Source organism: Streptomyces sp. NPDC021012, assembly GCF_044333355.1.
GTDB lineage: Bacteria > Actinomycetota > Actinomycetes > Streptomycetales > Streptomycetaceae > Streptomyces.
The window spans coordinates 19,642-35,892 of sequence record NZ_JBIRQU010000016.1 but is presented as its reverse complement, the minus strand read 5'-3'; the positions used below and the strand labels follow the sequence as shown (position 1 = coordinate 35,892).

General features: G+C 75.1%; 10 protein-coding genes. 2 read left to right on the top strand and 8 right to left on the bottom strand.

Features of this window, described 5'->3' with window-relative positions:
• Positions 1–287: 287 nt before the first annotated feature.
• Both ACH4TP_RS34565 and ACH4TP_RS34560 read left to right on the top strand, forming a co-directional pair.
• The gene (locus ACH4TP_RS34565) at positions 288–3,878 is read left to right on the top strand and encodes a trypsin-like peptidase domain-containing protein (RefSeq protein ID WP_398440151.1); all 3,591 of its coding nucleotides are present in this window, start codon (positions 288–290) and stop codon (positions 3,876–3,878) included.
• Positions 3,879–3,917: 39 nt separating this feature from the next.
• Positions 3,918–4,871 carry a bifunctional riboflavin kinase/FAD synthetase gene (locus ACH4TP_RS34560; protein ID WP_389232479.1) on the top strand — a complete coding sequence of 318 codons (954 nt, stop codon included), beginning with the start codon at positions 3,918–3,920 and terminating at the stop codon, positions 4,869–4,871.
• Positions 4,872–4,893: 22 nt separating this feature from the next.
• On the opposite strand, the gene ACH4TP_RS34555 is transcribed toward ACH4TP_RS34560, so the two are convergent.
• From ACH4TP_RS34555 to eccE, 8 genes are all read right to left on the bottom strand, one after another.
• Entirely contained in the window at positions 4,894–5,868 is a 975-nt protein-coding gene (locus tag ACH4TP_RS34555; protein ID WP_398189734.1) for an ABC transporter ATP-binding protein, read from the bottom strand.
• The gene (locus ACH4TP_RS34550) at positions 5,865–6,830 is read right to left on the bottom strand and encodes an ABC transporter ATP-binding protein (RefSeq protein WP_398440150.1); all 966 of its coding nucleotides are present in this window, start codon (positions 6,828–6,830) and stop codon (positions 5,865–5,867) included. Before ACH4TP_RS34550 ends, ACH4TP_RS34555 begins: the two co-directional genes overlap by 4 nt.
• Positions 6,827–7,711, bottom strand: a complete 885-nt coding sequence (locus ACH4TP_RS34545) for an ABC transporter permease (protein ID WP_389232487.1) — start codon at positions 7,709–7,711, stop codon at positions 6,827–6,829. The genes ACH4TP_RS34550 and ACH4TP_RS34545 overlap by 4 nt, the downstream gene beginning before the upstream one ends.
• Positions 7,708–8,769: an ABC transporter permease gene (locus ACH4TP_RS34540; protein WP_389232490.1), complete on the bottom strand. Its 1,062-nt coding sequence runs from the start codon at positions 8,767–8,769 to the stop codon at positions 7,708–7,710. Before ACH4TP_RS34540 ends, ACH4TP_RS34545 begins: the two co-directional genes overlap by 4 nt.
• 3 nt (positions 8,770–8,772) lie before the next feature.
• The gene (locus ACH4TP_RS34535; RefSeq protein ID WP_398440185.1) at positions 8,773–10,605 is read right to left on the bottom strand and encodes an ABC transporter substrate-binding protein; all 1,833 of its coding nucleotides are present in this window, start codon (positions 10,603–10,605) and stop codon (positions 8,773–8,775) included.
• Positions 10,606–10,797: 192 nt separating this feature from the next.
• Positions 10,798–13,812 (bottom strand): SCO5717 family growth-regulating ATPase, encoded by a 3,015-nt coding sequence (locus ACH4TP_RS34530; RefSeq protein ID WP_398440149.1) that lies wholly within the window; start codon positions 13,810–13,812, stop codon positions 10,798–10,800.
• Positions 13,813–14,040: 228 nt separating this feature from the next.
• Positions 14,041–14,814, bottom strand: a complete 774-nt coding sequence (locus tag ACH4TP_RS34525) for a hypothetical protein (protein WP_398189744.1) — start codon at positions 14,812–14,814, stop codon at positions 14,041–14,043.
• Entirely contained in the window at positions 14,814–16,118 is a 1,305-nt protein-coding gene (gene eccE / locus ACH4TP_RS34520) for a type VII secretion protein EccE (RefSeq protein ID WP_398189747.1), read from the bottom strand. The genes ACH4TP_RS34525 and eccE overlap by 1 nt, the downstream gene beginning before the upstream one ends.
• Between the last annotated feature and the right edge of the window lie 133 nt (positions 16,119–16,251).

The following is a 16,251-nucleotide window of genomic DNA, read 5'->3' as shown; positions in this document are numbered from 1 at the left end:
CTCCCGCCGGCGGCCGCCCCGGGGGCGGGGCGGCGCGCCCCGCCCGGGGCCTCCCGCCGGCGGGGGGGGGGGGGGGGGGGGCTCGGGGGGGGGGGGGGGGGGGGCCCCCCCCCCGGCCCCCCCCCCCCCCACCTTTCCCCCCTCGTTTCCCCCGGGAGGGATCTGTCCCGCGGAGCCGCCGAAATTCACCCCATCAGGGAGGCGCTCGGAGTGAACCGGGGAGTGTGAGGGGGCGCGTTTCCCCGTGAGCGCCTCCGGGTGATCACCGGCCGCCTACCGTCGACACCATGGGACGCGGGAACCTGGCGACGCTGGTGCGCATCTGCGATACGGCGGGCCGGCCACGCGGCACCGGTTTCCTCGCCGACCACGACGGAACGGTCGTCACCAGCCACGAAGCCGTCGACGGGCTCAGCCGTGTCGTCCTGCACGCCCCCGGCGACCGGAGCTGGCTCGCCGAGGCCGAGGCCGTCACCCGGCTGCCCGAGAGCGGCCTCGCGCTCGTACGGACCGAAGGGCTCGGCGGCCGCCCGCTGCCGCTCGCGACCCGGCCCGAGATCGAACCCGGCACCTACGTACGGATCGCCGCCCAGGGCTGGCGCGAGGCCCGCGTCCTCGGCCCCGCCTCCGTCACGTACACCGCCGCCGACCGCTTCCACGCCCTTACCGACGCCCTCGAACTGGCCATCGGCACCGAGGGCGCCGAGGCGCTCCGGCGCGGCGGCCAGGCCGCCGGCGGCCCCGTCCTCGACACCGTCACCGGCACCGTCCTCGCCGTCCTCGGCACCGCCCTGCGCGGCGACCGCCGGGCCGCGGGGTACGCCGTGCCGCTCCGGCCCGCAGGGCCGCTCACGGCCCTCCTCCGGCGCAACGCCGCCACCGTCCCCGCCTACGGCCCCGACCTCAACCTCGCCGCGATCCTGGAGCTCACCGCCACCTCCACCGGACCCGTACGGGACCCGGGACCCTGGCCCGAACCCGTCGAACGGCCCGGCTGCGTCCGTGAGTTCGCCCGCTTCACCGCCGGGCGCGCCCCCGTCCTCGCCCTCGTCGGCGCCCCCGGCACCGGACGCACCACCGCCCTCGCCGCGCTCTGCGCCCGCCGCGCCCGGGGCGTCGCGCCCGCCCCCACCGTCCGGCTCCGCGGCGCCGACCTGCGCGCCGAGGACCGCTCGCTCGCCGACGCCGTCGGCCGCGCCCTGCACCAGGCCGGCCGCATCGTCGCCGCCTCCGGGGCGCTCGGCGACACCACCACCGCCACCCCGGAGCGGGCCGCCGCCCTCGCCCGCGACGCGGGCCGCCCGCTGCTCGTCGTCCTCGACGGCCCCGAGGAGATGCCGCCGCTCCTCGCCCACCGGCTCGCCGACTGGACGACGGCCACCGAGCGGTGGCTCCGCACCCACGAGGTCCACCTCGTCACCGCCTGCCGCCCCGAGCACTGGGAACAGGCCGGCGCGCTCTACACCCCGGGCGCCCTGCACCGCCCGGCGACGGGCCCCGGCTCCGCCGCCCTCGTCCTCGGGCCGCTCTCGGCGGCGGAGGCGCGCGCCGTACGGGAGGGGTACGGGATCGGGGAGACGGACCTCGCCCCGGAGGACGCCCGGCACCCGCTCGCCCTGCGGCTGCTCGCCGAGGTGCGGGCGGCGCTGCCCGGCGAGGTGCCGGGGCGGCCCGGGCGCGAGGAGATCTTCACCGCTTACCTGGACCTGATGTGCCTGCGGGCCGCCGTCCGGATCGCCGCGGGCTCGCGCCCCCTCCTCCGGGGGACGGCCGTCCGCCGCCTCGCCGCGCGCGTCACCGGCCGGCTCCACGAGGCGGCCCGCCGCTGCCTCGGCCCCGGACACGGCGTCCTCGACCGCGCCTCCTTCGAGGAACTGTTCCCCTGGCGCGAGGGCTGGGCCCCCGCCGTCCTCACCGAAGGCCTCCTCGTCCCGGCGGGCTCCGGCTACCGCTTCGCCCACGAGGAACTCGCCGACTGGGTCCAGGCGACCCACCTCGACCTGGACACCGCCCTGGAGGCCCTGGTCCACGGACCCCGGCAGCAACCGCCGCCCCCGGACCGCGCATCCGAGGAGGACGCCCCGAGCGGACCACCAGCACCCGCCGAGCCGGGCACCCCCGGCGCCCTCGGCGACGCCGGGGCCCCCGCCCGGCAGGACGGGACCGGCGCGCCCGCCGGGCCCGGCCACGACGCCCCACCGCGGGGGAGCGGTGGGCCCGTTCCGCCCGGGGGAAGCCCCCTCGGCGGTGTGCCCCGGCAGCGGGGTGCCGAGGGCGGGCGGCTGCCCGTGCCCCGGCATCGGATCGGGCCCGTGCTGCAGGCCCTGCTGCTCCTGCACCGGGAACGGGGGGCCGCCGGGCTCGCGCCCCGGCTGGTCCGGCTCGTCGAGGCGCTGGGGCGGTTCGCCGGGGAGGGGGCCGGCGGGGACGGGGCCTGGTGGGCCGCCCGGCTGCTGCGGGAGAGCGTGCTGCGGGTGCCCGACCCGCGGCCGTACCTGCCGGTGCTGCGGCTGCTCGCCGATCTCATCGGGGCCCGCCCGGGGCCGCACCCGGTCTTCGCCTCCTTCGGGACCGCGTTCTGGCTGGGCCTGCCGGTCGGGGAGGACGAGCGGATCGATCTGCTGCGCAGGCTCGTGCCCGCCGACCAGGGCAGCCTCGACGCCGTCGCGGCGCGGCTCGCCGCCGACCCCCGGGGCGTGCAGCCGCTCCTGTGCCGCTGGTTCGGCGACGACCGGCCCGCCGTCGCCACCGCCGCCCGGACCCTCCTGCACACCCACCGGGGGCTCGCCGTCGACGACCTGTGCGAGGCGCTCGTCGCCACCGCCCACCCGCTCGCCGACGGCCTCCTCGCCGCGCTCGCCCGGGACGAGCCCTCCGCGCTCTGCCGGGCCGTCGACCGCTGGGCCCACGACGACGGGCGCCCGGAGCGGCGCGTCGCGGCCGCCGCGTACGGACAGCTGGTCGCCGGACACGCCACCACCTCCGCCGACCGCGAACTCCTCCGCTACGCCGCCCTCGCCCTGCTCGCCCGCCCCGGCGACCAGACCCTGCACGGCGCCGCCCTCGGCCTCCTCGTCCGCGACCCGCACAGCCGCGCCCGCCACCTGCCCCGCGCCGTGGCCGAGCTCCGGGTGCCCGCCACCGCCCTCGCCGAGGCCCTCCCCACCCACCCCGATGAGGTCCTCACGGCCTTCCGGGCCCGGCTGATCGGCACCGGCGAGGCACCGGCCGCCGCCCTGCGGGCCCTCGCCGAGGTCGACACGCCCGCCCTCGCCCGCCGGATCGCCGCCCTCGTCCGCGACTACGCCGCCCGCCACCCCGAGGGCGCCCCGCTGGTCGCCGCCTTCGTCGACCGCCGCCTCGAGGACGGCCCGGCCGTCAGGGCGATCCTCTTCCCGCTGGTCACGGGCCTGATCCGGGGCCGCCCCGCCGCGCTCCGGCGCGCCCTCGCCCCCGTCCTCGCCGCTCCCGGCACCGGGGCCTCCCGGCATCTGCGGGCCGAGCTGCTCGACGTACTCCTGGAGCACGAGCGGTACGAGGCCGAGACCGGGGAACCGACCGTCCTGGAGGCCCTCCTGCGGGCCGCGGCCGAGGACGCGGAGCGGCGCAGCGCGCCCCGAACCCGGGAGCTGACGCACCGGGTCGGCGCGCTGTGCGTCCGCACCCCCGAGGGCGCCTGGCGGTTCGACCGGGCCCTGGCCGGGGCCGTCCGCGAACGGAACGCCTTCGCCGTGCTCCTCGCCGCCTGGACGGTCGCCGCCCCCGGCGACTGGGCCCCGCTGCTCGGCCCGGAGACCCTGCGGGCCCTGCGGAGCCCCGACAGTGCCATGCCGATGCGTACCGACGGCCGTGGACATGGCAGTCTTAGACCTGCGTAAAGGCGAACAGGGCGAACAGGCGGACGAGGAGCGGTCACAGTGCAGCGCTGGCGTGGCTTGGAGGACATCCCCCAGGACTGGGGGCGCAGCGTCGTCACCATCGGCTCGTACGACGGGGTGCACCGCGGACACCAGCTGATCATCGGGCATGCCGTCGAGCGTGCCCGGGAGCTGGGAGTCCCCTCCGTCGTCGTCACCTTCGACCCGCACCCCTCCGAGGTCGTGCGTCCCGGCAGCCACCCGCCGCTGCTCGCCCCGCACCACCGGCGCGCGGAGCTGATCGAGGAGCTGGGCGTGGACGCGGTGCTCGTGCTGCCGTTCACCGCCGAGTTCTCGCAGCTGTCCCCGGCGGACTTCATCGTGAAGGTGCTCGTCGACAAGCTGCACGCGAAGGCCGTCATCGAGGGCCCCAACTTCCGCTTCGGGCACCGGGCCGCGGGCAACGTGGACTTCCTCGCCGAGCTCGGCGCCACCTACGACTACGAGGTCGAGGTCATCGACCTGTACGTCAGCGGGGCCGCCGGCGGCGGCGACCCCTTCTCCTCCACCCTCACCCGCCGCCTCGTCGCCGAGGGCGACATGGCCGGCGCCGCCGAGATCCTCGGCCGCCCGCACCGGGTCGAGGGCATCGTCGTCCGCGGCGCGCAGCGCGGCCGCGAGCTCGGCTTCCCGACGGCCAACGTCGAGACCCTGCCGCACACGGCGATCCCGGCCGACGGCGTCTACGCCGGCTGGCTGACGGCCGCGGGGGAGCGGATGCCGGCGGCCATCTCGGTCGGCACGAACCCGCAGTTCGACGGCACGGAGCGGACGGTCGAGGCATACGCGATCGACCGCGAGGGCCTCGACCTGTACGGGCTGCACGTCGCCGTGGACTTCCTGGCGTACGTGCGCGGCATGCTCAGGTTCGACACCCTGGACGACCTGCTCCAGGCGATGGCGGCCGACGTGAAGCGCTGCCGCGAGCTGACGGAGGAGTACGACCGGGCCTGACCGGCACCGGTCCGTACCTCCCTCACGCGGTGGCCGTCACCCAGTGGCACGCCACCGCCTGCTCCCCGCCACCCCCCAGGACCGGCAGCTCCTCGCCACGGCAGGCGTCCGCGACCGGGGCCGCCTCGCCCGAGGCGAGGAGCTGGCAGCGGGCGTGGAAGCGGCAGCCCGACGGGATGCGGGACGGGTCCGGCGGCTCGCCGGTCAGCACCACGGGGGTGCTCTCCGACTCTGGGAGGACCGACAACAGCGCTCGCGTGTACGGGTGCTGGGGGTTCGTCAGGACGGATTCGACGGGGCCGGTCTCCACGACCCGGCCCAGGTACATCACGGCCACCCGGTCCGCGATGTTCCAGGCGAGGCCCAGGTCGTGGGTGACGACCAGCGCGGACAGGCCCAGTTCGTCGCGGAGGCGCAGCAGGAGCGCGAGGATCTCGCCCCGTACGGAGGCGTCCAGGGAGGCCACCGGTTCGTCGGCGACGATCAGTTCGGGTTCCAGGGCGAGCGCGCCCGCGATGACCACGCGCTGCCGCTGGCCGCCGGACAGCTCGTGCGGGTAGCGGAGGAAGAACCGCTCCGGGGGGCGCAGGCCGGCCCGCGCCAGGGCCTCCGCCACGGCCGCGCGCTCGTCCTGCGAGGATCGGTGGACCCCGTGGATCCGCAGCCCCTCCGCCACGGCCTCGTACACGGTGTGCCGGGGGTTCAGCGAACCGCTCGGGTCCTGGAGGACCAGCTGGGCCCGCTTGCGGTAGGCCTTGAGCGCCCCGGAGGAGTACGCGAGCGGCTGCCCGTCGAAGGCGACCGTGCCCGAGGTGGGCCGGACCAGGCCGAGCAGGGAGCGGGCCAGGGTCGTCTTGCCGCAGCCCGACTCGCCGACCAGGGCCACGATCTCGCCCGCGCCGACGTCCAGGTCCACCCCGTCCACCGCGCGCGCGGGTGGCGCGCCCCGCCTGCCGGGGAAGGTGACGTGCAGCCCGCGCGCGGACAGGAGGCTCATGACGTGCTCCCCACGTGTACGCAGGCGGCCCGGCGTCCCGCGCCCGCCTCCCGCAGTTCCTGATCGAGCTCCGCGCAGACGTCCACCGCCACCGGGCAGCGCGGATGGAAGGTGCAGCCGCCGGGCAGGTCCGCCGGGTCCGGCGGGTCGCCGGGCAGGCCGCGCGGCGCCCGCCGGGACGCGGGGTCGCCGATGCGGGGGAACGCCGAGGACAGTGCCCGCCCGTAGGGGTGCGCGGCCGCCTCGTACACCTCCCGCGCGGGCCCCTCCTCGACGACCCGGCCCGCGTACATCACGGCGAGCCGGTCGCAGGTGTCGGCGAGGACCGCCAGGTCGTGGCTGATCATCAGGAGGCTGATGGACTGCTCGGCGACGAGCCGCTCGATCAGCCGCAGGATCTGCGCCTGGATCATCACGTCGAGCGCGGTCGTCGGCTCGTCCGCGACGATCAGCCGCGGGTCGCAGGCCAGGGCCATCGCGATCATCACGCGCTGCCGCTGCCCGCCGGACAGCTCGTGCGGATAGGCGGCCGCCCGGGCCGCCGGGAGCCCGACGTGTTCGAGCAGCTCGCCGACCCGCTTGCGGGCCGCCGCCGGGGTCGCCCGGCCGTGCACGAGCAGCGGCTCGGCGATCTGGTCGCCGATCCGGTGGACCGCGTTCAGCGAGTGCATCGCGCCCTGGAAGACGATCGACGCGCCCGCCCAGCGCACGGCCCGCAGCCGCCCCCACGACATGGCGAGGACGTCCTCGCCGTCGAGCAGGATCTCGCCCCCGATCCGCGCGGAGGCCGGCAGGAGCCGGAGCAGCGCGAGCGCGAGCGTGGACTTGCCGCAGCCCGACTCGCCGGCGACGCCCAGCTTGGTCCCCGGCTCCAGGGTCAGGTCGACCCCGCGCACGGCGGGCACGGCGGCCGCGCCCGACCCGTACGTCACCCTGAGGTCCCGTACCTCCAGGAGGCTCATCGCCCCACCCCCAGCTTCGGGTTCAGCACGGACTCCACGGCCCGGCCGCACAGCGTGAACGCGAGCGCGACCAGGGCGATCGCGATCCCGGGCGGGGCCAGGTACCACCAGTGCCCGGAGGAGACGGCGCCCGCCTCCCGGGCGTCCTGGAGCATCCCGCCCCAGGACACCACCGTCGGGTCGCCGAGGCCGAGGAAGGCGAGGGTCGCCTCGGTGAGGATGGCGGTCGAGATGCCGAGGGTGGTCTGCGCGAGGACCAGCGGCATCACGTTCGGCAGCACGTGCCGGGTCATGACGTGCCGGTGGCCGCCGCCGAGCGCGGTCGCCCGCTCGATGTACGGGCGGGACTCCACGGCGATCGTCTGCGCCCGTACGAGTCGGGCGGTGGTCGGCCAGGACGTCACGCCGATCGCCAGGACCACCGTCCACATCGACCGGGACATGACGGTGGCGAGGACGATCGCGAGGACCAGCGTCGGCATCACCAGGAACCAGTCGGTGATCCGCATGACGACGGTCGAGAACCAGCCGCCGTAGTGACCGGCGATGATGCCCACCAGGGTCCCGATGGCGACCGAGAGGGCCGCCGCGAGCAGTCCGACGAGCAGCGAGACCCGGGCGCCCCAGATCAGCAGGCCGAGCAGCGAGCGCCCGAACTGGTCGGTGCCCAGCGGGAACTCGGCGCTCGGCGGCTCCAGTGCCGTGCCCGGCGCCTCGGTCACCGACTGCACGTCGGAGCCGACGGTCAGCGGTGCGGTGAGCGCGATCAGGGCGATCAGGGCGAGGCCGACGAGACCGTAGAGGCCCGCGCGATGGGTCCGGTACGAGGTCCAGAAGCGCGCGGCCGAACCCTTGCGGCGCTCCCATGCGAGAGAGGTCATCGGCCCACCCGGGGGTCGAGCAGCGGATAGAGCAGGTCGGCGATCAGGTTCATCAGGATCATCGCTCCGGCGAAGACCACGAACAGGCCCTGTACGAGCGGCAGATCGGGCACGCTCAGCGCCTGGTAGAAGAGCCCGCCGAGCCCCGGCCAGGAGAACACCGTCTCCACCAGGATCGAACCGGCCGCCACATGGCCCAGGTTGATGAAGATCATCGTCACGGTCGGCAGGAGCGCGTTCGGCACGGCATGCCTGCGGCGCACGGCGTCGTCCCGCAGCCCCTTCGCCCGCGCCGTCGTCAGGTAGTCGCCGCCCATCTCGTCGAGGAGCGAGGAGCGCATCACGAGCAGGGTCTGCGCGTAGCCGACCGCGACGAGCGTGACCACGGGCAGGACCAGGTGGTGGGCGACGTCGAGGACGTACGCGAAGCCGGTCTCGCCCGTCCCGGACTCCATGCCGCCGGTCGGGAAGAGCCCCGGGACCGGCCCCATGCCCACCGAGAAGACGATGATGAGGAGCAGCCCGAGCCAGAAGGACGGCACCGACCACAGGGTCAGCGCGAGCCCGGTGTTCAGCTTGTCGCCGAGACCGCCGTGCCGCCAGGCCGAGCGGGTGCCCAGCCAGAGACCGAGCGCCGAGTAGACCACCACGGCGACCCCGGTGAGCAGCAGCGTCGCCGGCAGCTTCTCCGCGATGAGGTCCCCGACGGGGGCCCGGAACTGGAACGAGGTGCCGAGGTCGCCGCTCAGCGCCTTCGCGCAGTAGTCGGTGAACTGCTGCCACAGCGGCAGGTCGAGCCCGAACTGGTGGCGCAGCGTGGCGAGTTGCTCGGCGGAGGTGGGCAGGCCGTGGGTCATCGCCTTCACCGGGTCACCGGGGATGATCCGGAAGAGGAAGAAGCTGGTGACCAGGACCGCGAGGAGCGAGACGAGCGCGCCGCCCAGCTTCCCCGCCGCGTGGCGGAGATAGCCGAGGGAGGAACCGGTGCGGGACGCGCCGTCCGTGGCGCGGGCCTTCTCGGCCCGCGCCACGTCGGCGGGGGTGCTTGCCGTCGTCACGTACTACTCGCGGTCGTCGGCGGTGGAGCGGCGGCGCATCCCGAGGAAGACGCCGACGCCGGCCACGACGATCACGGCCGCGACGATGCCGATGACCACCCCGGTGGACGAGCCGCCGGCGGAGTCCTCGGCCCGCGCCGCGGGCACGGCCGACCACCAGCTCCAGTAGCCGTCCTGGCCCCACAGGTTCCCGGCGGCCTCGGGCATGGTCGTGATGGACTTGATCTGGTCCGTGCGGTACGCCTCCAGGGCGTTCGGGTAGGCCATGACGTTCATGTACCCCGTGTCGTACAGCCGGGACTGCATCCGCTTCACCAGATCCGCCCGCTTGGCGGCGTCGTACTCGACCGCCTGCCGCGCGTAGAGCCCGTCGAACTCCTTGTCGCAGATGAAGTTGTCGGTGGCGCCGGAGTCCTTCGGGGTCGCCGGGAGCGCGCCGCAGGTGTGGATCGAGAGGACGTAGTCCGGGTCGGGGTTGACCGACCAGCCGTCGAAGGCGAGGTCGTAGTCGCCCTTGACCCAGGGGTCGGAGACGCTGTCCAGGCATTCGACCTTCAGGCCGATGCCGAGCTTGCCCCACCACTCCTGGAGGTACTTGCCGACCGCCTTGTCGTTCGGGTCGGTGGCGTGGCAGAGGATCCGGAACTCCAGCGGCCTGCCGTCCTTGCCGAGCCGCTTGCCGGCGGCGTTCTTCTCGTACCCGGCGGCGTCGAGGACCTTCTCCGCCGCGGCCGGGTCGTACGCCCGCTTCTGCGCGCCCTCCGGCTTCCAGAAGTACGAGCCGAAGCGCGGCGGGACGTACCCCTCGCCCTCGACGGCGTGCCCCTGGAAGACCTTGTCGACGAGGGTGGTGCGGTCGACGGCGAGGAAGAGCGCCTTGCGCACCTCCGGGTCGAGCAGCGCCTTGTTCCCGTTGCCGAAGGTCTTCCCGTCCTGGGCCTTCGCGCCCGGGTTGGTGGCGAGGGCGTAGAAGCGTCGGCCGGGGGCGTCGTTGACCTTGATGTTCTTCTGGGTCTTCAGCGCGTCCGCCTGGGCGGGCGTCAGGTTCGGTACGAAGGACACCTCGCCCTTCTGCAGGGCGGCGACGGCGGCGTCCCCGTCCTTGTAGTACTTGAACACCAGCTCGTCGAACTGGGGTGCGCCCCGCCAGAACTTCTTGTTCGGCTTGAGCTTGATGTACTGGTCGACCTTGAAGTCCGTGATGACGAAGGGGCCGTTCCCGACGATCGGGAAGGTCTTGTCGTTGTTGAACTTCGAGAAGTCGGTGACCTTCTCCCAGACGTGCTTCGGCACGATCGGCACGTCCAGGGCCGTCATCGTCGCCTGAGGCTTCTTCAGCCGGATGACCAGGGTCTGCGGATCGGGCGCGGTGACCTGCGCGAAGTTCGCGGTGAAGCTGCCGTTGGCGGTGGCGGCGTTCGGGTCGGTCATCATCTTGTTGAAGGTCCAGGCCGCGTCCTCGGCGGTGGCCCGCTGCCCGTCCGACCAGGTCGAGTCCTTGCGGATCGTGTACGTCCACGTCAGCTTGTCCGGCGAGGACGTCCACGAGGTCGCCAGGCCCGGGATCGTGTGGGCGTCCTTCGGGTCGTAGTTCGTGAGGTACTCGTACGCCAGTCGGTGGATGCTGGTCGAGGTGAGCTTCTGGGCCAGGAACGGGCTCAGCGAGTCGATGCTCTGCGAGACGGCGACCGTGAGGGTGGTGCCGCCGGACTTCGCGTCCTCCGCCTGCGCGGCGCCGGGGACGACGGCGAGGGAGCCGGCGGCGAGACCGGTGGCGAGCAGTACTCGGAGGGCCCCGCGGGCGGGGGAGGGGCGGGGTGGAACCTTCGTGACCATGACCATGGGACGTGACCTCGCGTCGGGGTTTCTGTCGTGGATCTTGGGCTGACGAGCGGTGAAGCGAAGGTGTATCAGCGGTGGTCTGCCGTCGTCAACGATCCCTCAAACCCCCTGTGGACTGCGGGAACGCCAAGAGGCTCCGTATCGGAGAGCCGATACGGAGCCTCATTGGTCTAATCCTGTGACGCCCTACTGCTGAGGGGCTGGCGGCGCCTGCGGAGGGCCCTGCGGGTCCGCCTGCGGAGGCAGCGGCTGCCCCGGCTGCGGCGGGTACGGCTGACCGGCCGGTGGGCCGTACGGCTGACCCGGGACGGGCTGGCCGGGGGCGAACTGACCCGGCATCGGCTGACCGGGCACGGGCTGCCCCGGCATCGGCTGACCCGGCTGCGGGTACGCCTGCGGCGGGTAGGGCTGTCCCGGCTGCGGGGGGTACGGCTGCCCGGGGCCGGGCTGCCCCGGAGCGAACTGCCCGGGCATCGGCTGACCGGGCATCGGGCCGGGCATCGGCTGACCGGGCACCTGTCCCGGCATCGGCTGACCCGGGACGGGCTGGCCGGGGGCGAACTGACCCGGCACGGGCTGACCGGGCATCGGCTGGCCCGGCATCGGCGGGGCCATGTGCGGAGGCATCGCGCCCTGGCCGTCGCCGGTCCACAGGCCCTGCGCCTGCTGCGCCCGTACGAAGTCCTCGGCGACCATCGCCGAGAGGTGGAAGTAAGCCTCCCGGGTCTTCGGCCGCATCATGTCGAGGTCCACCTCGGCGCCGGCCGCCAGGTGCTCGTCGAAGGGCACGACCACGACGCCGCGGCAGCGGGTCTGGAAGTGCTGCACGATGTCCTCGACCTTGATCATCTTGCCGGTCTCGCGGACACCCGAGATGACGGTGATGGAGCGCTGGACCAGGTCCGCGTACCCGTGGGCCGACAGCCAGTCGAGGGTCGTCGAGGCGCTGGAGGCGCCGTCCACGGAGGGCGTGGAGATGATGATCAGCTGGTCGGCGAGGTCGAGGACCCCGCGCATGGCGCTGTACAGCAGACCCGTGCCCGAGTCGGTGAGGATGATCGGGTACTGCTTGCCGAGGACGTCGATCGCGCGCCGGTAGTCCTCGTCGTTGAAGGTCGTCGAGACGGCCGGGTCCACGTCGTTGGCGAGGATCTCCAGACCGGACGGCGCCTGCGAGGTGAACCGGCGGATGTCCATGTACGAGTTCAGGTACGGGATCGCCTGCACCAGGTCGCGGATGGTCGCCCCGGTCTCGCGCCGCACCCGGCGGCCGAGCGTGCCGGCGTCCGGGTTGGCGTCGATCGCCAGGATCTTGTCCTGCCGCTCGGTGGCGAGGGTCGCGCCGAGCGCGGTCGTCGTCGTGGTCTTGCCGACGCCGCCCTTGAGCGAGATGACCGCGATCCGGTAGCAGGAGAGGACCGGCGTCCGGATCAGGTCCAGCTTCCGCTGCCGCTCCGCCTCCTCCTTCCTGCCGCCGAGCTTGAAGCGGTTGGCGGCGCCGGGGTTCCGGCTGGACTTGGGCTTCTGCTTGTTGTTGCGCAGGAGCCGGTCGGAGGAGAGCTCGACGGCCGCGTTGTACCCGAGCGGGGCGCCCGGCACGGAACGCTCCCGCTGGTCGTGCGTCACCGGCGAGGGCCAGGCGGCACCGGTCCGCGGATCCACGGCCGGCTGACCGTCGTACACCGGCTGCGGGGCCTGCGGGGGTACGGCTCCGGGGTGCGGGTAGCCGTAACCGCCCTGCGCCTGCGGCGGCATGCCGGCGGGGGCCCCGGGCTGCTGCGGATAGCCGTAACCCGCCTGCTGCGGAGGCGTCCCGGGCTGCGGGACCGGGGGCTGCGGCGCCTGCGGGGGCTGGGGGACCTGGGGATCCTGCGGGCCTTGCGGGGCCTGCGGGTAGCCGTAGGCGCCGGGCGCCGGGGGCTGGGCCTGCGGCGGCACGGGCCCCGCGGGGGCCGGCCAGGCGGCGGTGGGCGGCAGCGGCTGCGCGCCCGGGGCCGCGGGCTGCGCGGGCCACTGCTGCGCGGACTCGGGCGCGGCCGGCTGGAACGACGGGGGCAGCGGAGGCAGTCCGGCTCCGCCCTGCGGGCCCGGGTACGGCGCGCCGTACGGGCCGGGGGCGGCGGGGGCACCCGGGTGGGGCGCGCCGGGGAAGGGCCCCGGAGCGGCGCCCGGGCCGCCCGGCTGCTGAGCGGCGGTGTCGTACGGACCCGGCGCCACGCCGGGACCGAAGCCCTGCGGCGCGTCGGCGACCGGGTGCGCGGCGGGGAGGGGGCCGGGGGCGGGAGCGGCCGGGTCGGCGGCGGCCGCCTCGGGCTCCGCACCGGTGCCGGTCTCCGGCTCCGCGTCCGCCACGGGAGCGGCCGGCGCGTCCTCCGGGCTCGCGGCGTCACCGGGGTCCTCTGCCGGGGCCTCGTCGTCGCCCGTACCCGCCGCGTCCGTCACGTCGCCGGGCACCTCGTCGGTCACGGCGTCGTCGGTGCTCTCGGTCTCCGGGGCTTCCACGGCTTCCGTGACTTCCGCGGCTTCCGTGGAGGGGGCCTGGGCGGCGTCCGCCGCACCGCTCGACGGCTCGGTGGAGTCGTCCGCGTCCGCCGAGTCCTCCGCGTTCTCCGCCGCGCGCTCGGCGATCTCGCGCTCCAGGGCGGCGGGGGAGAACCGCATGGTGGCACCGCTCTCGACGTCCCCGCCCCCGTACGAGGCCACGGGCGCGACCGGCTCCGGGGCGGGTACAGGCGCGGGCGCCGGGACGGACGGCGCGGAAGCGGACGGCAGCGAGCCATCGGGCACGGGCGCACCGGGCACGGGCGCACCGGGCGTGGGCGTACCAGCCACAGGCGCCCCAGGCACAGGCGCGACCGGCGCGCCGAACTGGGGAGCCCCCACCGGCGGCACCGCAGCGGCGGGCGCGACGGGCGGGACAGCCGGAGCGGGCACGGGCGCAGGCGCGGCCGGCGGGGCGATGTTCCAGCTGGGCTCGAAGCCGCCGCTCGCCGGGAGGCCCGGCACGGCGAGCGGTGCCCCGCTCGGCGGCGGGGGAGTGACACCGCCCGCCCCCGTACCGCCCGACGCGTTCTGCGTGTACCAGGCGGGCGGGGTGTAGTCGATGGTGAACTCACCCGTCATCTCGGCGGGATCCGCGTCGGACTGATCGTCGGCGGGTGGATTCCAACCCCCGTGGATCTCGTCGCGATCGCCGTTCACTTTGCCTCCTGGTGTGGTCGAGCACCCTTGTGCCGTTGTGGGCGGGGCTCTTCCAGCCTAATCGCCGCGGCCCGCCCCCGGGCAGGGCCGACGGCCCCTCCGTGACCGCCTCCGTGGTCCGGTCCGGGCCCCAAGTGACCCGGCCGCGCCGCAGAGTGAGAACCCCCACCGTTCAAAACGATGCAAAAACGGACGTACTTGAACGACTTCATCTCGGGGAGCCGTCGCTCAGTCCATCCGGCGCGCGCCGCCCAACAATCCGGTCTCGGCGTCCGTCGCCTGCGTCATCACGAACTGGCGGTCGTTCGGCGTGCACCAGAGGGTGACCCCGTCGGCGAGCGTGGACAGCGCCTCGTGCTCCTGCCGCGGCAGGCCCATGATGCGGCCGATCTGGGCCGCCTCGTCGGGGGACACCCGCTGGACCCCGACCAGGGAGGACTTCTCCAGGAGCCGGGGCGCGACCGGGCTCAGATAGGGCAGCAGCGTCACCACCGACTGCCAGGGCGCCGACACGACCCGGCCGCGCGGCGGCCGCATGCCGCAGTCGCGCACCACGACCACCGGGCTGCCCGCCGAGGCGCCCTGCGGCGGCACCCGGCCCACGTCGTGCAGCGTGATGCACGGCTGCCCGCCGCCCGCGGCCTGCGCGAGGGCCGTCCACGCCTGCGCGCGACCGGTCTCGACCGCCACCCGGGCACCCGTCGCGGCCGCCCGCAGGGCGAGGACCTGCGCGGTCCACAGGCCGCCGATGAGGGTGATGTCGTACGGGACGGGCCGGTTGATGCCGAGCACGGCCGGCCGGCCCTCGGCGTCCACGCCGATCACCATGCCGTCGTCGCCGACCGGCAGGGCCAGCGCGTCCAGCTGTTCCAGGGGTACGGAGTGCCGGTCGCGGCGCGGCCCGACGAGCCCGAAACCGAACCGGGGCCGGGAGGCCCGCCCCGTACGGCGGACGGAAGGCGCGCCCGAGGCCGGCGGCGTACCGAAGGAGGCGGTGGACATCAGCGCGCACCCCCCAGCGGAAGCGTCGCCAGGACGCCGGGCACCTGTTCCCGGTCGAGACGCACCAGCCCCGTCCTCACCCCGCGCGCGGCGCGCTCCAGTTCGTGCCGCGCGGCCACCAGTTCCTCGTCGCTGCGCCCGGTGATCCGCACGTGTCCGGTCACCGTCACCTCCTGCCGGTCCCCGCCGCTCAGCGTCAGGCTGAACGTCGTCGCGAGCGCGGGCAGCGAGGTCAGCAGGGCCACCAGCTGCGGCATCGACGCGCCCGCGCCGCCGCTCCGGCCGCCCAACTGGGGCCAGCGCCCCACCCAGTACGTCGTGTGCCGCCGGTCGTCCACCCGCCAGGTCCGCGCGGTCTCCTGGGTGCGGCGCCCCTGCGCCTGCCCCCGGCCCGCCTGCGCGATCGCCATCGGGCTGGCGCAGCTCGACGTGGCGAGCGCCGAGGTCAGCTCCTGCTCCGTCAGCACGCTCGCCCGGAACCCGGCGCCCGCGAGCCGGCTCGCCAACTGGTCCGCAGCCCGCACCACGCACTTCTGGGCGCCCGTCAGGCCGCCGCCGCGCGCGGCGACCGCCTCCGGGCAGAGCTCGGGGTCGAGCTTGAGCGCGATCCAGGTGATCCGCACGGCGGGCGAACCCGTCTGCGCCTGGAGCGGCACGTAGTTGCGGGCGGCCATCGACTGCGCGGGCAGGTGCGGGGCGGGCGCCGGCTGCGTGTGCTGCACGATCTGCGCCGACTCCAGGCGGATGCCGTCCACGTTCAGCACGTCCCGCACCAGCCCGACGGGCAGCGGCTTCGCCGCGCGGTCCGGGCGCAGCGCCGTACCGTCCGACTCGACCCGCAGGACGGCGGTCAGGAAGGTGCCGTCACCGACCATCCCGACCGGGCGCCGGTCGCGGTCGCTGTACGCGTAGGTCCGCAGCGCCGGATCGCACTCCACGAGCGGTGCGAACCCCGGCTCGGTGCCCTCCGGCACCGTGAACGAGGAGGCCCGGCGCGAACGGGCGCGCAGGGCGAGGAAGGTGCCGAGCCACTCGGGCAGCGAACGCCGGTGCCGGCGCACCACGGCGAGCAGGACGAGGACAACGGCGACCACGCCCGCGGGCACCAGCAGCATCGGTTCGACGACCCAGGCGAGCAGCAGCAGCGCCGCCGCCACCTCGACCAGTACGAGCTGTTGCAATCGGAACGAACCGAAGTGTCCGGGGCGTGCCTGGAGCCTCGGCGAGACAGAGGGGACGGGGCCCGTGGACGGGGGTAGGGAGGCAGCGGCCGCGGCGGGCCGCCTCCGCCTCGCGGAAGCCATGATGGAGAATCCCCCTCAATTCGTCCCGATGACCCTGGCCCGCCAGGGCATTGGCGGCCGGATCACCCTACCCGCCCCACGAACCCCACGGGACAGCAGGCATAGTAGGGGGCCGGTCCGAAGGCCGGGGCCC